Annotated in this window: 13 protein-coding genes and 1 tRNA gene; 10 read left to right on the top strand and 4 right to left on the bottom strand. The window is 67.7% G+C overall.

Annotation, left to right across the window (positions count from 1 at the left end):
* Nucleotides 1-52: 52 nt before the first annotated feature.
* Together AC3ANK_RS12055 and AC3ANK_RS12060 are read right to left on the bottom strand one after the other, a co-directional pair.
* Nucleotides 53-2,923 (bottom strand): TonB-dependent receptor, encoded by a 2,871-nt coding sequence (locus AC3ANK_RS12055; protein ID WP_484171296.1) that lies wholly within the window; start codon nt 2,921-2,923, stop codon nt 53-55.
* A 71-nt stretch (nt 2,924-2,994) separates the two neighbouring features.
* A complete protein-coding gene (locus tag AC3ANK_RS12060) occupies nt 2,995-4,467 on the bottom strand; it encodes a transglutaminase-like domain-containing protein (protein WP_484171297.1) in 1,473 nt (490 codons plus the stop codon).
* Between the two features lie 339 nt (nt 4,468-4,806).
* On the opposite strand from AC3ANK_RS12060, the gene AC3ANK_RS12065 reads away from it, so the two are divergent.
* From AC3ANK_RS12065 to AC3ANK_RS12110, 10 genes are all read left to right on the top strand, one after another.
* A complete protein-coding gene (locus tag AC3ANK_RS12065) occupies nt 4,807-6,222 on the top strand; it encodes a C40 family peptidase (RefSeq protein ID WP_484171298.1) in 1,416 nt (471 codons plus the stop codon).
* A 48-nt stretch (nt 6,223-6,270) separates the two neighbouring features.
* The gene (locus tag AC3ANK_RS12070) at nt 6,271-7,362 is read left to right on the top strand and encodes a dipeptide epimerase (RefSeq protein WP_206861038.1); all 1,092 of its coding nucleotides are present in this window, start codon (nt 6,271-6,273) and stop codon (nt 7,360-7,362) included.
* Nucleotides 7,363-7,573: 211 nt separating this feature from the next.
* The gene (locus AC3ANK_RS12075) at nt 7,574-8,425 is read left to right on the top strand and encodes a MurR/RpiR family transcriptional regulator (RefSeq protein ID WP_206861039.1); all 852 of its coding nucleotides are present in this window, start codon (nt 7,574-7,576) and stop codon (nt 8,423-8,425) included.
* Nucleotides 8,426-8,437: 12 nt separating this feature from the next.
* Nucleotides 8,438-9,223, top strand: a complete 786-nt coding sequence (locus AC3ANK_RS12080) for a L,D-transpeptidase family protein (protein ID WP_484171299.1) — start codon at nt 8,438-8,440, stop codon at nt 9,221-9,223.
* Between the two features lie 76 nt (nt 9,224-9,299).
* Nucleotides 9,300-10,568, top strand: coding sequence for a dicarboxylate/amino acid:cation symporter (locus AC3ANK_RS12085; protein ID WP_484171300.1), 1,269 nt, complete (start codon nt 9,300-9,302; stop codon nt 10,566-10,568).
* Nucleotides 10,569-10,711: 143 nt separating this feature from the next.
* Nucleotides 10,712-10,788: transfer RNA gene (locus tag AC3ANK_RS12090), tRNA-Arg, on the top strand.
* 101 nt (nt 10,789-10,889) lie between these two features.
* Nucleotides 10,890-12,422, top strand: a complete 1,533-nt coding sequence (gene amaB, locus AC3ANK_RS12095) for an L-piperidine-6-carboxylate dehydrogenase (protein ID WP_206861042.1) — start codon at nt 10,890-10,892, stop codon at nt 12,420-12,422.
* A 156-nt stretch (nt 12,423-12,578) separates the two neighbouring features.
* Nucleotides 12,579-13,637, top strand: a complete 1,059-nt coding sequence (locus AC3ANK_RS12100) for a quinone-dependent dihydroorotate dehydrogenase (protein ID WP_484171301.1) — start codon at nt 12,579-12,581, stop codon at nt 13,635-13,637.
* A 133-nt stretch (nt 13,638-13,770) separates the two neighbouring features.
* Nucleotides 13,771-14,811 carry a UDP-N-acetylmuramate dehydrogenase gene (murB, locus tag AC3ANK_RS12105; RefSeq protein ID WP_484171302.1) on the top strand — a complete coding sequence of 347 codons (1,041 nt, stop codon included), beginning with the start codon at nt 13,771-13,773 and terminating at the stop codon, nt 14,809-14,811.
* A 54-nt stretch (nt 14,812-14,865) separates the two neighbouring features.
* Entirely contained in the window at nt 14,866-15,735 is an 870-nt protein-coding gene (locus AC3ANK_RS12110) for a DMT family transporter (RefSeq protein WP_206861614.1), read from the top strand.
* A gap of 9 nt (nt 15,736-15,744) precedes the next feature.
* Here AC3ANK_RS12110 and AC3ANK_RS12115 read toward each other — a convergent pair whose 3' ends face one another.
* Both AC3ANK_RS12115 and ispG read right to left on the bottom strand, forming a co-directional pair.
* The gene (locus tag AC3ANK_RS12115; protein ID WP_484172875.1) at nt 15,745-16,437 is read right to left on the bottom strand and encodes a phosphatase PAP2 family protein; all 693 of its coding nucleotides are present in this window, start codon (nt 16,435-16,437) and stop codon (nt 15,745-15,747) included.
* A gap of 16 nt (nt 16,438-16,453) precedes the next feature.
* Nucleotides 16,454-17,728: a flavodoxin-dependent (E)-4-hydroxy-3-methylbut-2-enyl-diphosphate synthase gene (ispG, locus tag AC3ANK_RS12120; RefSeq protein ID WP_484171303.1), complete on the bottom strand. Its 1,275-nt coding sequence runs from the start codon at nt 17,726-17,728 to the stop codon at nt 16,454-16,456.
* Between the last annotated feature and the right edge of the window lie 55 nt (nt 17,729-17,783).

The raw sequence follows: 17,783 nt of genomic DNA on the forward strand, positions 1-17,783 counted from the left end.
TGGAAGAAAAAAGGCGGCGGACGGCACCTGGCCGCCCGCCGCTCGAGGGAGATCAATAGCTCAGCGAAAGGATGAACTGTGCATTGCGGGGCGCCTGGAACGCGGTGGGGTTGCCGAAGAACGGATTCATCAGGCCCACGCCTTCCTCTTCCTGCAGCGTCTCGTTGCGTTCGATCACCGTCTGCTCGTTGAGCACGTTGTAGACGGCGAACTTCGCATTGAGCTTCACCGGGCCCAGGTCGGTGTTGTACGCCACGCTCAGGCCGAGGTTGTAGGTCCACGGCAGGGTGTCGTACGCACCGCGGCGCGACAGCCGCCACTGGCCCTCGTCCGTGTAGCACAGGCTCGGATCGCTTTCGCAGATGTAGTGCGTGAGGAACTCGTTGTCGTCGTACGGATTGCCCGCACCGTATTCGCTCATCGGACGGCCCGAGCGCGCATCCAGCGTCGCGCCGATGGTCCAGTTGTCGGTGATGGCGTAGTTGCCGCGCAGCTTGATCTGGTGGCGGTGGTCGTTGGGCAGGAAGCCGTAGCCGCCGATTTCCACGAACGGATTATCGAAGGCTTCGGTACGGCCCGAGTCGGAGAAGTCGGTATCCGAATTCACCGGCCCTTCGTAGTTGCCCTTGCTCGCCGACCAGACGTAGGTGGCATTGAACGCCCACTTGTCGTCCCACGCGCGGTCGAGCTGCAGCTCGATGGCGCGATAGGTGCGCTTGGGGTTCTCCCAGCCGATCATCGTGCCGTCGCGCAGTTCCCAGCCCGTCACGCCGGTGTCGATGGTGACGAAGCCGTCGTTCTCGCCGTCGCAGTCGGTGTCGGTGTAGTAGGTCAGGTTCTTGCCCGGGTTCGCCATGACGAAGCCGCTGTCGCCGCAGCTGTTGACCACTTCGATGTCGTCGATGGCGTTGTGCATCTTGCGGTACGTGCCGCTCACGCCCCACGACCACTTCTCGCCCAGCATCTGCTGGAAGCCGAGGATGAACTCGTCCTGGTAGACCGGATCCATGTCCTTGTCGACTTCGCCACGGAAGTCGGCGACGCTGCCATCGCCCTGCGAGTCGTCCACGGTGCCGATTTCCGCGCCGAGGCCCGGAATCGGGTTGTCGCCGTCGGCGAAGGTGCCGTCCCAGAAGTAGAAGCGGCGTGCATCCAGGAACGGACCGGCCTGCTTGATGTTGATGACGTTCGCCACCGGCAGGAAGTAGCGGCCGACGTTGCCGAACACCTTCGAGCGCCCGTCGCCGTTCATGTCCCACGAGAAGCCGAAGCGCGGCGCGATCATGTCGTCGAGCTTGATGTAGCTGTTGCCGGCCGCGTCCTTGTTGTCGAAGCTCTCGATGCGAACGCCCAGGTTCAGCAGCAGGTTCGGCGTGACGTTCCAGTTGTCCTCGATGTAGAAGGCCTGGTTCTCCGTCTCGAACGTGCCCTGGTTGGCGACCTGGCGCGTACGCACGTACACCGTGCCTTCCGGCACGTCGACGCCGTTGACACGCGCGCCGGCGTTGTTGACCTCGTAACGCAGGCCATCGCCCGGATAACGGCTGCTGTAGTCGGACGTGTTGTTCTCGTGGTCGGCGCCGAAACGCAGCAGGTGGTCGCCCAGGCTCCATTCGAAGTCCAGGCGCGCGGCCTCGCGCGTATCGGTGCGGTCGATCACCGCGGTGTTGCTGGTGCAGCCGATGAACGAGGTGTTCACGCGCTGGTCCTGCACCAGGCTGCAGCGGTCGTCGTTGACGCCGATGGACGACGCGTTGCGCTCGTTCTCGCCGTACATGGCCTTCATCGAGAACGTATCGGTGAAGTAGCTGGTGTAGGTGAGCGCCCAGTTGTCGCCGCCGGACTTGTTGACGATGCGGTTGCGGAATTCCTCGCGCGTGCCGGTGTCGGCGTCGAACCCGTAGACGTCCTGCGTCGTGTCGTTCTTGTCGGAGAAGCCGAACACCTCCAGCAGGTTGGCGTCGTTGATCTGCCAGTCGATCTTCGCGCCCCAGAAGTCGTTGTCGCCCTGGTTCTCGAAGAAGTTCCCGCCGCCGTCGTCGGTGTTCTGCGCCTCGAGGTCGCGCTTCTCGTAGATACCGAAGAAGAACAGGCGGTCCTTCACCAGCGCGCCGGAGCCCCAGATCGAATAGTTGTTCTCGTCCGAATCGTCCCAGCGGGTGTACAGCGTCGGTGCGTAGTTCCTGCCCTTGCCCTGCCACAGGCCGTCGATCACGATGTCCGCGCCGGCCTGGAACTCGTTCGTACCGCGACGCGTCACGGCGTTGATCACGCCGCCGGTGCTGCGGCCGTACTCCACCGAGTAGCCACCGGTCTTGATCTGGAACTCTTCCAGGAACGAGAACGGCAGCGAGGAAAAGCCCACGCGGTTGTAGAAGTCGGTGACGTTCAGGCCGTTGATGTAGACGGTGTTTTCCGCCACGGACGAACCGCCGAACGACAGGCCGCCGAACTCACCACGGTTCACGCCGGGCGCCAGCGTGGCGACGTCGAGGATGTCGCGCTGCACCGGCAGGCGCGCCACTTCCTCGCGGCTGATGTTGGTGGCCGATTCGGTGGAGGTCACGTCCACCGGCGAGATCACGCGCGAACCGACGACCTGCACCGCGGCGAGCTCCGTCGCCGCGCCGCCTTCGGCGATGTTCAACGTGGTCGCGTTGCCGAGGCTGATGGACGTCGCGAACGGTTCCGCCACGGGCTGGCCGTCGCGGCTCACCTCGACCTGGTAGTCGCCCACCGGAAGGAACGGAAAGCGGTAGTTGCCCTGCCCGTCCGCGCGCACCGTGCGGGTGAAGCCGGTGGCGGGATTGCGCACCGTCACCTCGGCGTTCGGCGTGGTGCGGCCGACCAGCGAACCGTCCGTGTTGGCGGCGTGCGCCTGATGCAACGACAGCGCGGATGTCAGGCAAACGCCCAGCGCCATGCACAACGCGGTCCTACGAAACCCCATGCTCTTCATGTCCCCTCTCCACGGTGAAAGTGATGCGGAAGGCGCTACCGTCCGGTCCCGGCGACGGGCAGCACCTGCGCTTCGAAGCTGTAATCCCACTGGTCGAAGTAGAGGTTGCCCCCTGCCCACTCCACTTCGCCGCGTTGCGAATCCACGGTCTCCGACCGGACGTGCTGCTTGGCCGGCACGAAATCCGTGCCGAAATCGTCATTGAAGGCGATCCGGTACGCATCCAGGCCGCCGAGATAGAACCACTCCACTTCAGGATCGCGCGCGCCCGTGAACTGACCGGTCGTCACATCCATCGGCACCCAGCCGTACGGGGCGAGGTACAGCGCGCCCCAGTCGTGCAGGTTGTCGTACGTGCCATCGGAATAGACCATGCCCGACTGCCAGCGCGACGGAATGCCGTTCAGGCGCAGCAACGTCATCAGCAGCAGCGTCTGCTGGCCGCAGTCGGCGTGGTTGCCGCGCAGCGCGTAATCGCTGATGTTGGTGATGGTCGAGTACTCGCGCGCGCCGCCCCACGGAATGGCGTCCACGGCCTGGAACAGCTTCTTCGCGATGCGATACGGATTCGTCTCGTCGCCGACGGCCTTCTTCGAGAACGCGCGCATCTCGTCGGTGAAGACGATGTGCGGCGGACGCTCCGCCAGGTACGGCGCGAGGTCCGGCCGGTCGCCCAGCGGCGTCACCTTGGGGGGATCGATGAGGTGGTGCTCGCCGAAGATGGTGAGTTCGTAGCTGATCGAGAACGTGGTCGGCTTGCCCGCCACCGCCGGCTGTTCGAGATAGACCGTGCGTTGCATCGTCGACTCCGGCGCGATGCGCTGCTTCGCAGGCAGGCTCGCGAGGAAACGGATGTCTTCCTGTCGCCCCGGTATCGCGCGCGGATACGGGATCCACGCACGCACGGTCTCGCCCGCGGGCACCGCGTCGGCATCGACGGTGATCGACTGCTTCACCCGCACGCGGCGCGGCGCGACGCTGCTGTTGCCGGTCCGTCGCGCATCGGCCACCGCCTCGTCGTGGTAGGCGTTGGCGTTTTCCATCGGCCCGTCGTTGCGCTGGAACGGCGTCGCGCGTCGCGCCATCGCCTCCGGGCTCACGCGGAACAGATTCGAGATGGACCGGTTGAAGTACCACGGCGTCCCGTCGATCACCATGTGCTCGAGCAGGTCCGCCTGCGTCCAGCGCTGGAATTCGTCCTCGCGCAGGTCGGGAATGGATTCGCGCAGCTTCGCGCGCGCCTGGTCGGCGGTGAGCGTGAAATCCAGGCGGATGCGGCGCATGCGTTCGCGCTGGAATTCGAGGTCCGCGCGGGTTCGCGCGTCGAGTCCGGGTTGCGCCAGGGCCGCATCGATGCGGGCGGTCGCTTCGCGGAAATCACCGCTGTCGATACGGGCGATCACGTCGGACAGCGGGTCCGTGGCGGACAGGGCGGCGTCCGTCGCGGCCATCGCCCCAAGGGCGAGAATGGCGGCGAACAGGACGTGCCGGCGGCGCGTCCGGGGCATCGGCGATCGAAGCGGTAACCGTAGATCGTCCACGCAGACCACTCACTGGGCGGCCGTTAGATGGGCCGTTCACCGCTGTGTAACATGAGTGGAGTACCCGGTCAATAATTTATTCTTGACTATCCGGCAGAAAGAAGTATCTATTCTGTCCCAGCCGGCCGCCGCCTCCCGCAAGGCGGTCCAGGAGGGGACGCGATGATCGAGGACGCTTCGGCCTTCGGCCGCCGCACGGCGAACGCCGCGCAGGCGTCCGCCGCTGTTCGCGGGTTGCCGGAACCGCGCCGCGACGCCGCGGTCCAGTCTTCCGGCCCTCGCGCCGCCGTTCACGGATTCCGCTCCATGCGCCTTCGCCCCATCCTCGCCGCCTGCCTGTTTTCCACCGCCCTGCTTTCAACGGGCCTGCTCTCGTCGGCCAACGCCTACGAGCGCGGGTGGACCATTCCCGCCGATACCGGCGTGGTCGGTGTCGAACAGGCGCAGCTCGATCCCGCGTGGTGGGTCGAAAGGCAGACCGAACCGGACCGCGTGATCCTCGACGCGCAGGCCATCGCCGTGCAGAACGCGAAGCTGATGCAGCTCGATCGCAGCATGCACGACCTGGATGCGTTGCCGTCCTCGCTCGAACGTGCGCGCGTGGCCGGCTGGATCGAGGGCCTGTCGAAGCGTCCCACGCGCACGCTCTACGACGAACGCGGCGAAGTCGTGCCGGCTGCCGATCTCGACGCGATCGTCGACAACGCCAACCTCGCCGCGGTGCCCGCGACGCAGGCCACGCGCTTCGGTCTGGTCGTGCATCGCGCCGCGTTGCGCTCGTTCCCGACGCGGACGCGCGTGTTCAGTTCGAACGACGACCACGACATCGACCGTTTCCAGGAAAGCGGGCTTTTCCCGGGCGATCCGGTGGCGATCGTGCACGAGAGCCGCGACGGCAAGTGGTTCTTCATCGTCAACACGCGTTATGCGGCGTGGATCGAGAAGCAGTACGTCGCCGAAGGCAGCCGCGACGCGGTGTTGGGCTACGGCCGCAAGACGCCGTTCCGCATCGTCACCGGCGCACGCGCCACCACCGTCTACACGCCGGAGGAACCGGGCGTTTCCGAAGTGCAGCTCGACATGGGCGTGCGCGTGCCGGTACTCGCCGACTGGCCGGTCGGCACCGCCGTGAACGGTCAGCATGGTTACACCTCGCATGTCATCCAGCTACCGGTGCGCAATGACGACGGTTCGCTGCGTTTCGCGCCGGCGCTGCTCCCTCGCCGCGAACCGACCGCCGAAGCGCCGCTCGCGCTCACCCCGCGCAACCTGATCCAGCAGGGCTTCAAGTTCCTCGGCGAACGCTATGGCTGGGGCCACAGCTACAACGCACGCGACTGCAGCGGTTTCGTATCCGAGATCTACCGCAGCATGGGCGTGCAACTGCCGCGCAACACCAGCGACCAGGCGGTGAGCCCCGCGCTCAACCGCATCGCGTTCGCCGAAAAGGACAGCCACGCAAAGCGGATGGCCGCCGTGCGCGAATTGCAGGTCGGCGATCTGGTCTACATTCCCGGCCACGTGATGATGGTGATCGGCCGGATCGACGGCGAACCGTACGTGATCCACGACACCACCGGCCTGAGCTTCGCCGGCCCCGACGGCGGGATCGTGCGTGCCAGGACCAACGGCGTCACCGTCTCGCCGCTCACGCCGCTGCTGTTCAACGGCAAGACCAGCTTCGTGGACCGCATCACCAACATCCAGCGGATCCGGCCGTAAGCGCCGGCACCCACTCCCGCCCGCACCCCACATCCCAGAACCACACGAATGAAAATCACCGACATCCGGTTCGGCATGCTGCGCGTTCCGCTGAAAACGCCGTTCAAGACCGCCCTGCGCACGGTCGAGGCGGTGGAGGACATCATCGTCTGCGTGCACACCGACACCGGGCAGGTCGGTTACGGCGAAGCACCGGCGACGGCGGTCATCACCGGCGACACGCACGGCTCGATCGTCGAGGCGATCCGCAAGTTCATCGCGCCGCGCCTGATCGGACAGGAAATCGCCAACCTCAACCGCATCACGCAGCTCATCCAGACCGCGCTGGAGAAGAACACCAGCGCGAAGGCCGCGGTCGAAATCGCCGTCTACGATCTGTTCGGGCAGTTGTACGGCGTGCCGCTGTACAAGATGCTCGGCGGCGGCGATCCGGTGATCACCACCGACATCACCATCAGCGTCGACTACATCGAGAAGATGGTCGCCGACTCGCTCAGCGCCGTGGATCGCGGTTTCGAGTCGCTGAAGATCAAGGTCGGCAAGGACATCGGCGTGGACATCGAGCGCGTCAAGGCGATCTACGCCGCCGTCGAAGGCCGCGCCCTGCTCCGCCTCGACGCCAACCAGGGCTGGACCGCGAAGCAGGCCGTGCATGCGATCAACATGCTCGAAGACGCCGGCGTGCGCCTGGAACTGGTCGAGCAGCCGGTGAAGGCGCAGGACCTGGATGGCATGAAGTACGTCACCGAGCGCGTGCACACGCCGATCATGGCCGACGAAAGCGTGTTCGGGCCGAAGGAAGTGATCGACCTGATCCGCATGCGCGCGGCCGACATCATCAATATCAAGCTGATGAAGACCGGCGGCCTGAGCAACGCGATCCGCATCGCCGATATCGCGGCGTTGTACGAAGTGGAATGCATGATCGGCTGCATGCTCGAAAGCAGCATCAGCGTGGCCGCGGCCGTGCACCTGGCGGTGGCCAAGTCCAATGCGATCACCAAGGTGGACCTCGACGGCCCCTCGCTTTCCGCGTTCAATCCGGTCGATGGCGGCGTGATCTTCAACGAATCGGAGATCTCGGTGACCGATGCGCCGGGGCTGGGCATTCGGGAGATTCGGGGGCTGGAGCTTCTTTGAAGCGCAGGGACGGGTGACGGGGAGGCGGAAAACGAGTGACGAGGAGGGAGAACCGAGTGAAAAGCAAAGGCCATCGCCGTTTCCCGCGCATGCAGCGAAGGAACGCGCCCGCTCGTTCCCGGTTCCGCCGTCCCCGTTTCTCGTTCTTGGCCCGTCACGCGTGCGAGGCTGCCCACCCGTTTCTCACTCCTTCCCACTCGTTGCGGGCCCCATGTCGCCGCTGCTGAAGATCCGCTCCGAGCGCGACCAGATGTCCGCCATCGAGCGGCGCATCGCGGATTTCCTGCTGGAAAACGCGCACCTGCTGCGCGACTACTCCTCGCAGCAGCTCGCCAACGCGCTCGGCATCAGCCAGTCGAGCGTGGTGAAGTTCAGCCAGAAGCTCGGCTACAAGGGCTATCCGGACCTGAAGTACTCCATCGGTCAGGCCGTGGCGCGTGGCGATGGCGGCGAGGAAGGCGGCAATGGTCGCGAAGCGCGCGCGGGCGATCCGCACGCGGCGCTGGCCGAAGACCTCTGGCACCTGAAGGCGATGGCCGAAGCCGAAACGCGCCTGATCAATCCGCCGGAAAACATCGACGCGATCGCGCACGCCATCGCGCAGGCCGGCAAGGTGTTCATCATCGGCCTGGGCGAGGACGGCATCCCGGCGCGCGCGTTCGCCACGCGGCTGTCGATGCTGGGCATCCTCACGGTGCACTACGTCGACGCGATCCTGATGCAGGCCGGCGTCTCCAGCGCCGCGCCCGGCGATGTGCTGCTGGTGTTCTCCGAACACGGCCGCCAACCGACCCTGTGCCAGATCAGCCATCTGTTCCGCGAGCGCGTGGGTCGCGTGGTGACCGTCACGCGGCACACGCCCAATCCGCTGCGCGCGCACGCCGATGCCGCGCTGCTGGTATCGGCGCACGACGAGCGCCGACACATCGAGCCGCTGCTGTACCAGTCGGCGCTGCAGCACCTGCTCGACCTGATCTTCATCCTGCTGTGCGATGCCAGCGAGGAACGCCGGCTGCAACTCGACTTCAACTTCGAGCGCATGCAGGATCTGCTCGACCACTGACCGGGGTTCTCCATGCGTTCGACCGCTGCATTCGTCCGGGGCCTGGCCGCCGCATCGCTCGCGCTGCTCGCCGGCTGCGCCGGGATGGCCTCGAAAACCGATGCCACTGTGCCGTGGAGCGACGCGCAACAACTCGTGCTGGTCACCACCGCCGACTGGAACGCGACGACCGGCACGCTGCGTCGCTACGAGCGCGATGGCGCGTCATGGCGCGAGGTTGGCAGCGCGACGCCGATCACGGTGGGCCGTAGCGGTTCGGCATGGGGCCTGGGCCTGAATCCGGCGCAATCCGACGGCCCGCAGAAACAGGAAGGCGACGGCCGCGCGCCGGCGGGCGTGTTCCGCATCGGCACGGCGTTCGGTTATGCCGACAGCGCCGCGACGGCGTGGCCGTACCAGGGCATGTCCGCCTCGGACTGGTGCATCGACGTGCCCGCGTCCCCGCTCTACAACCGCATCGTCGATGCGAAGGCGGTGGGCGATGCCGCGGTCGAAGGCTCCACCGAGCCGATGCGCCGCGACCTGCACGCCGACGGCGATGTGCGCTACAAGCTCGGATTCGTCATCGAACACAACGCAGGCCATCGCAGCGGCGCGGGCAGCTGCATCTTCGCGCACCTGTGGCGCGCGCCGGGCGAGCCCACCGCCGGTTGCACCGCCATGCCGGAACCGGCGATGCGCGCACTGCTCGCGTGGCTGGATCCGCGCCGCAGGCCCGTGTTCGCGCTGCTGCCCGAGGATGAACTCGAACGCCTCCACGCAACCTGGCGTTTGCCGGCTCCGGCATCGTCCCGCTGAAAATATCGCGCCTCGCGACCCACGCCCCCGCCGCTGCGCGAGGATGGCTCCACCGCACAACCGGAACTGACGCCCGATGTCGAACACCGCCCGCGTACTGCTCGGACTCTTCCTCGGCGCCGTCATCGGCCTGCTGCTCGCGTGGCTGGCGCCGGACCTCGCGGTCAAGGTCGCCGACTTCGTCCAGCCCGTCGGCCGGCTCTGGCTCAACGCACTGCAGATGACGGTGGTGCCGCTGGTCGCGGCGCTGGTGGTGATCGGCGTGAACAACGCCACCGATGCGGCGGCATCCGGCCGTACCGCGCGCAAGGCGATCGTCACCTTCGTGGTGATCCTTTCGGTGTGCGCGGCGCTCGCGGCGATTGTCGCGCCGGTGCTGTTCTCGTTCGTGCCGCGCCAGGAAGGCCTGGCCGATTCGCTGCGCGCGGCCACCGCGGGCGCGGCGCAACTCTCGCTTCCCAGTTCGTTGTCCGAATGGTTCGCCGGCATCATCCCCGCCAACGCGCTGGCCGCCGCCGCGGCGAGCGCGATGCTGCCGCTGGTGGTGTTCGCGCTGTTCTTCGGCTTCGCGCTGACGAGGATCGAAGCCGGACGCCGCGCGCGCCTGCTCGACCTGGTGCAGGGCATCGCCGACGTGATGATCGTGATCGTGCACTGGGTGCTGTGGGTCGCGCCGGTCGGCGTGTTCGCGCTGGTGCTGGCCGTGTGCGCGCGCGTGGGTCACGGCATGATCGGCGCGTTCGGCTGGTACATCGCGATCCTGTGCACGATGTACCTGCTGGCGACGGCACTGATGTATCCCATCGCCGCGATCGCGGGCCGCGAACGCCTGCGCCGCTTCGCCTCGGCCATCGCGCCGGCACAGGTGGTGGCCGCCAGCACGCAGTCCTCGCTGGCGTCGCTGCCGGCGATGATCGAGTCCTCACGCGAACGCCTCGGCCATCCGCTCAGCGTGACCTCGCTGGTGCTGCCGATGGCGGTGTCGCTGTTCCGCATCACCAGCCCGATCCAGTACCTGGGCGTGGCCGCGTTCATCGCCTGGGCCTACGGCGTGGACCTGACCATCGCCCAGTGGGCCGCCGCGGCGGCGCTGGCGGTGGTGATCAGCATGGGCTCCGTCGGCCTGCCCGGCCAGGTCAGCTTCATGGCCACCAACATGCCGGTGACGCAGGCGCTGGGACTGCCGGTCGAGCCGCTCGGCCTGCTGCTTGCGCTGGACACCATTCCCGACGTGTTCGCCACGCTCGGCAACGTCACCGGCGACCTCACCGCCACGACGGTGGTGGCGAAGGGACAACGCGATCCGGTCGATCCGGGGCTCGGCGAAGGGCCGTCGGACGGCTGATCGCGCGGCCGGGCCGCGCGACGCATACCCGCGAAAGGCGCGCCGGCCCGCGTCCTGACGCGAATCCGCAGACTTTTCCGACACCACTTCGGCCCGCGGGCCGGCCCGATCCGCACGCGTTCATGCGAAAATGCCCGCCGCATGGCCCCGTAGCTCAGCTGGATAGAGCGGTCCCCTCCTAAGGGACAGGTCGCACGTTCGAATCGTGTCGGGGCCGCCATGAAGCAGCAGCGAGTGCCCGGACGAGAAACGAACGGTTTCTCCGCCCGCGACTCGTTTCTCGTTCCTCTCCACTCGTTTCTCGCAGTAAAGGGAGCCGCCATGACCCACCCCGTCCTCACCGCCCTCGGCCTGAACGACGCCGAATCCGGCACCTACCTCGGCAACGGCGAGTGGTCCGCCACCCGCGACGCCGGCGTGCTGGAGTCCGTCAACCCGACCAACGGTGAGGTGCTGGCGAAGGTCCACGCGTCGTCGCAGGCCGACTACGACACCATCGTCGAGCGCGCCCAGGCCGCCTACAAGGTGTGGCGCACCACGCCGGCCCCGCGCCGCGGCGAGGCGATCCGCCTGTGTGCCGACGCGCTGCGCAGGCACAAGGACGCGCTGGGTTCGCTGGTCGCGCTGGAGATGGGCAAGTCCAAGCCCGAAGGCGACGGCGAAGTGCAGGAAATGATCGACATCGGCGACTTCGCGGTCGGCCTGTCGCGCCAGCTGTACGGCCTGACCATGCACTCCGAGCGCCCCGGCCATCGCATGTACGAGCAGTGGCATCCGATCGGCCTGGTCGGCGTGATCTCGGCGTTCAACTTCCCGGTCGCGGTGTGGGCGTGGAACTCGTTCATCGCTGCGATCTGCGGCGACATCACGATCTGGAAGCCGTCGCCGAAGACTCCGCTGTCGGCCATCGCCTCGATGAAGATCTGCAACGAAGCGCTGAAGGCCGGCGGCTTCCCCGACATCTTCTTCCTGTTCAACGACGCCGGCACCGAACTCGCCTCGACCTTCGTCGACGACAAGCGCGTCCCGCTGATCAGCTTCACCGGTTCGACCCGGGTCGGCCGCATCGTCGGCGAGCGCGTCGCGCGCCGCATGGGCCGTTCGCTGCTGGAACTGGGCGGCAACAACGCGATCATCGTCGACCCGTCGGCGGACCTGAAGCTGGCGATTCCCGCCATCGTGTTCGGCGCCGTCGGCACCGCCGGCCAGCGCTGCACCACCACGCGCCGCCTGTTCGTGCACGAATCCATCTACGACGACGTGCTGGCCAAGCTCGTCACCGCCTACAAGCAGGTGGAGAAGAAGATCGGCGATCCGACCGATCCGGCCAACCTGATGGGCCCGCTCAACAGCCGCGACGCGGTGCAGGCGTACCTCGAAGCGGTCGAACGGGCCAAGGCTGCCGGCGGCAAGGTCGAGACCGGCGGTGCGGCGATCGATCGCGCCGGCAACTTCGTGCTGCCGACCATCGTGACCGGCCTGTCGAACGACGTCGACATCGTCCAGCACGAGACCTTCGCCCCGATCCTGTACGTCATGAAGTACAGCGACCTCGGCGACGCCATCCACATGCAGAACGACGTGCCGCAGGGCCTGTCGTCGGCGATCTTCACGCAGAACCTGAAGGCGGCCGAGGCGTTCCTGTCGGCGTCCGGTTCGGACTGCGGCATCGCCAACGTCAACATCGGCACCTCGGGTGCGGAGATCGGCGGCGCGTTCGGCGGTGAGAAGGAAACCGGCGGCGGCCGGGAGTCCGGCTCCGACGCCTGGAAGGCCTACATGCGCCGCCAGACCAACACCATCAACTACTCCGACGCGCTGCCGCTGGCGCAGGGCATCAAGTTCGATCTGTGACGCCGGGATTCGTGATTCGGGATTCGGGATGCGCAAAGGCGGCGGCGCCAGCCGCCGACGAATCGCGGCAAGCCCGTCCTTGCGACCGCTGATCCACCACGTCCGACCCTCTCGAATCCCCAAATCTCAAATCCGAATCCCGAATTCCGAAAAGACATGTACGGACTCGCCCGCCCCTTCCTGTTCGGCCTGGACGCCGAAGCCGCGCACGGCGCGGCGCTCAACGCGCTGGAAGTGGCCTACCGCACCGGCGCGGGCGCGCTGCTCTCGCGCCGGCCGGCTCCGCTGCCGACGCGCGCGTTCGGGCTGACGTTCCCGAATCCGGTCGGCCTCGCGGCGGGGCTGGACAAGAACGGCGCGCACATCGACGCGCTGCTCGCGCTCGGCTTCGGGTTCATCGAGATCGGCACGGTCACGCCACGCGCGCAGGAAGGCAATCCGAAGCCGCGCATGTTCCGGCTTCCGGAGCACGAAGCGGTCATCAACCGCCTGGGCTTCAACAACGGCGGCGTGGATGCGCTGGTGCGCAATGTCGAACGCGCGAAGCGCCGGCACGGCCTGCTCGGCATCAACATCGGCAAGCACAAGGACACGCCGAACGAGTCGGCCGAGAACGACTACCTGTTCTGCCTGGAGCGCGTGTACCCGCTCGCCGACTACGTGACGGTGAACATCTCCTCGCCCAACACGGCCGGTCTGCGTGAACTGCAGGAAGAGCAGGCGCTGCGCCGTCTCGTCGGCACGTTGCGCGACGCGCAGGAACGGCTGGCCGGCGTGCACGGCCGGCGCGTGCCGATGCTGGTGAAGATCGCGCCGGACCTCACCGACAACGACGTCGAGGCCGCCGCCCGCGTACTTGGCGATCTGCACGTGGACGGCGTCATCGCGACGAACACCACCGTTTCGCGCGTGGGCATCGAAGGCTCGCCCCTGGCGCAGGAAACCGGCGGGCTCTCCGGCCGGCCGCTGCTCGGCCAGGCGACCGCGGTGCTGCGCATGATGCGCACGCGCCTGCCCGAATCGATCCCGATGATCGGCGTCGGCGGCATCCTCTCCGGTCCCGACGCCGCGGCGAAGATGGCCGCGGGCGCGACGCTGGTGCAGTGCTACACCGGCCTGGTCTATCGCGGCCCCGCGCTGATCAAGGAATGCGTCGAAGCCATGCGTCGCCGCAAGGAAGCGCCGAGCCGCGGCAACATGCCGCCGATCGTATGAGGCCTTCGATCGCCGTTCCCCCGGTTGCGGGGCCGCAAGGTTCCCTGACAGTACGACCGATGTCCCGTCCAACCGCCCGCTTCCGCAACACGAAGGCGACTCGCAGCCGCGTGAACGACGAGTGCGAATCCCGATGACCGACGCCATCCGCGTACTGCGCGACGCGCCGCTGCACTCGCGCAACACGTTCGGCGTCGCGGCGACCGCGCCCCTCCTGGCCGAAGTCGCCGACGCCCGCGCCCTGCCCGACCTGCTCGCACGGCCCGAATTCGACACGCACACGCCGCTCGTGCTCGGCGGCGGCAGCAACCTGCTGTTCGCCGGCGATCCGGCCGTCCCGCTGCTCGCGCTCACCGGGCAGGACGTTCGCGTTGTCCGCGACGAAGGCGACATCGCGATCGTGCGCGCCGATGCCGGAGTGACCTGGCACGGCTTCGTCCTGCGCATGCTGGACGAAGGCTTCGCCGGGCTGGAGAACCTCGCGCTGATACCCGGCACCGTCGGCGCCGCGCCGATCCAGAACATCGGCGCGTACGGCATCGAGGTGCGCGAGTTCATCCATGCGGTGGAAAGTTTCGAGCCCGCCACCGGTCGCGTGCACCGCTTCGACGCGACGCAGTGTGCGTTCGCGTATCGCGACAGCGTGTTCAAGCACGAGCCCGATCGCTACATCGTCACCGCCGTGGAATTCGCGCTGCCGCGCACGCCGGCGCTCAAACTCGACTACGCCGGCATCGGCGACGAGCTCGTCGCCATGGGCATCGCCTCGCCCACGCCGCGCGACGTCGCGCAGGCGGTCATCGCGATCCGCCGGCGCAAGCTGCCGGACCCGGCCGTGCTCGGCAATGCGGGCAGTTTCTTCAAGAATCCCATCGTCATGCACGCGCAAGCCGAAGCGTTGGCGGCGGAACATCCGGGCATGCCCGTGTTCCGGGGCAACGGTCCGGACACGCGCAAGCTCTCGGCCGCATGGTTCATCGACGCCTGTGGCTGGAAGGGCCACCGCGACGGCGACGCCGGCGTCGCGCCCACGCACGCGCTGGTGCTGGTGAACCACGGCCGCGCGACCGGACAGGACCTGCTCACATTGGCGCGACGCATCGCCGACTCGGTGCACACGCGCTTTTCGGTATCCATCGAACCCGAACCGCGCATCGTCGGCGCGAGCTGGTAAGGAGCCTCCACGGTGAGCGAAGCCCTGCCCCATCCGCTTCGCGCCGCGGGCTTCATGCTCGCCAGCACGCTCTGCTTCGGCGTGATGGCCATCGCCATCCGCCTGGCCTCGCAGTCGCTGAACACGCTGGAGATCGCATTTTTCCGCAACCTGTTCGGCCTGCTCACCGTGCTGCCGCTGGTGATGCGCGTCGACCCGGCCTCGCTCCGCACGCGGCAGCTGCCGCGCTATTTCGTGCGATGCGTGATCGGCATCTTCTCGATGCTGTGCGGCTTCTGGGCGATCGGCCATCTGCCGCTCGCGCAGGCGATTTCGCTGTCGTATTCCTCGCCGGTGTTCGTGACGATCCTCGCGGCGCTGCTGCTGGGCGAACACGTGCGCGGCCGGCGCTGGGCCGCGGTCGCGGCCGGCTTCATCGGCGTGCTGGTGATCGTGCGGCCGTTCTCGCACGAGTTCACCGGCGGCACGCTGATCGCGCTGCTCGCCGCGGTGCTGAGCGCGGTGGTGGCGATCCAGATCAAGCAGCTCTCGCGCGTGGATGCCGCCAACACGATCGTGCTCTACACGTACCTGTTCTGGGTGCCGATCTCGCTGGTGCCGGCGCTGTTCGTGTGGGAATGGCCGCAGGGCATCACCTGGCTGTGGGTGATCGCCGCCGGCCTGTTCGGCACGGGCGGCCAGGTGCTGTGGACGCACGCGCTCAAGCTCGGCGAGGTCTCCGCGCTGACGCCGATCAGCTTCATCCAGCTGCCGCTGGTGGCGCTGGTGGGCTGGCTCTGGTTCGACGAAACGGTGGACCTGTGGACCTGGATCGGCGCCGGCATCATCCTTTCGTCGGTCGCCTACATCGCGCACCGTGAAGCCGTGCTCCTGCGCCGGCACGCAACGACCGCACCCACGGAAGCCGCCAAGCCCGGCGAATGAGCGCCCGCGTCAGTCGGCCGCGGGATCGATGACCGGCCGCGCCCAGGGCCGGCCGTGCACGCGATACACCGAAAGGAACACCGCCGCGACCCACGCCATCGCCACGGCCCAGCCGGCGAGGATGTCGGACGGGTAATGCACGCCCAGGTACACGCGCGACAGGCCGACGAGGACCACGAACGCCGCCATCGACAGTGCGACCGGCCAGCGCCAGCGCGTGTGCCAGGCCAGCAGCACCAGCACGCATGCGAGCGTCATCGAGCCCATCGCGTGGCCGCTGGGGAAGCTGTAGGTGGTTTCCGGCGCGACCGAATCCCACAGCGCCGGGCGATCGCGCGCGAAGAACAGCTTCGCACCGATGTTGAGCAGCGCCGAGCCACCCAGCGCGATCGCCGCGAACACCGCCTCGCGATAACGGCGCAGCAGCGCCAGCACGAGCACGAACGCGACGTCGAACGGCACCACGCCCCAGGCGTAGCCGACCTTCGAGATGAACACGAAGAACGTATCGAAGCCCTCGCGCGCCACCGCGTGGGCGAAACGCAGGATCGGCTCGTCGAAGGCGATGGCTTCCTGCTCGTGGATCTCGTCGGCGAGTTCGCCGAACACCCACAGCGGCAGCAGCAACCCGACGAACACCACCGCCAGACGCAGGCCGTGCCGGCGCAGCAGGCCCGCGCCGAAACGCAGGACGCTCGCCAGCGCGCCGCCGCCCGCCTCAGCCGCCACGTGCCGCGCCGGCCCCGAACTTGCGCTCGACGTAATGGTCGATCAGCGCCACGAACTCGTGCGCGATGTTCTCGCCGCGCAGGGTCACGGTCTTCTCGCCGTCCTCGAACACCGGCGCGGACGGCGCCTCGCCCGTGCCCGGCAGCGAGATGCCGATGTTCGCGTGGCGCGATTCGCCCGGGCCGTTCACGACGCAGCCCATCACCGCGAGCGTCAGGTTCTCCGCGCCCGGATGCGTCACCTTCCATTCCGGCATCTTCGCGCGCACGTGTTCCTGCACGGTCTTGGCCAGTTCCTGGAAGAACGTGCTGGTGGTGCGACCGCAGCCCGGGCACGCGGTGACCATCGGCGTGAACGCGCGCAGGCCCATGGTCTGCAGCAGTTCCTGCGCGACGACGACTTCGTTCGTGCGCGACTGCCCCGGCTCCGGCGTGAGCGAGATGCGGATCGTGTCGCCGATGCCCTCCTGCAGCAGCACGCCCAACGCCGCGCTGGAGGCGACGATGCCCTTGCTGCCGATGCCGGCCTCGGTCAGGCCCAGGTGGAGCGCGTAGTTGCCACGGCGCGCGAGTTCGCGATACACCGCGATGAGTTCCTGCACGCCGCTGACCTTCGCGCTGAGCACGATGCGGTCCGCCGGCAGGCCGAGTTCCTCCGCGCGCGCCGCCGAATCCAGCGCCGAACGGATCAGCGCCTCGCGCAGCACTTCGCCGGCCTCGCGCGGCTCGGCGAGCGTGTGGTTCTCGTCCATCAGCTGCGCGGCCAGCGCCTGGTCGAGCGAGCCCCAGTTCGCGCCGATGCGCACCGGCTTGCCGTAACGGATCGCCAGTTCGATCAGCGTCGCGAACTGGCTGTCCTTCTTCTTGCCGAAGCCGACGTTGCCCGGGTTGATGCGGTACTTCGCCAGCGCTTCGGCACAGGCCGGCTCGGCGGTGAGCAGCTGATGCCCGTTGTAGTGGAAGTCGCCGATGATCGGCACGTTGACGCCCATCATCGCCAGCTTGTCGACGATGCGCGGCACGGCGGCGGCGGCTTCAAACGTGTTGACGGTGACGCGGACCAGTTCCGAGCCGGCGCGCCACAGTTCGGCGACCTGCTTCGTGGTGGAGGCGACGTCGGCCGTGTCGGTGTTGGTCATCGACTGCACGACGACCGGATGGCCGCCGCCGACGTCGACGCCGCCGATGCGCACCGCCGTCGTCAGGCGGCGTGGCAGGGGTCCGAAACCGGGATGGGCGCAGGGCGCCTGGGCGTGCGAATTCATGCGCCTATTGTAGGCCACGCGGCCGTGGCGACCGCGCGTCTTCACGCGGCCGGGC

Source organism: Lysobacter sp. SCRH-1R, from assembly GCF_057747855.1.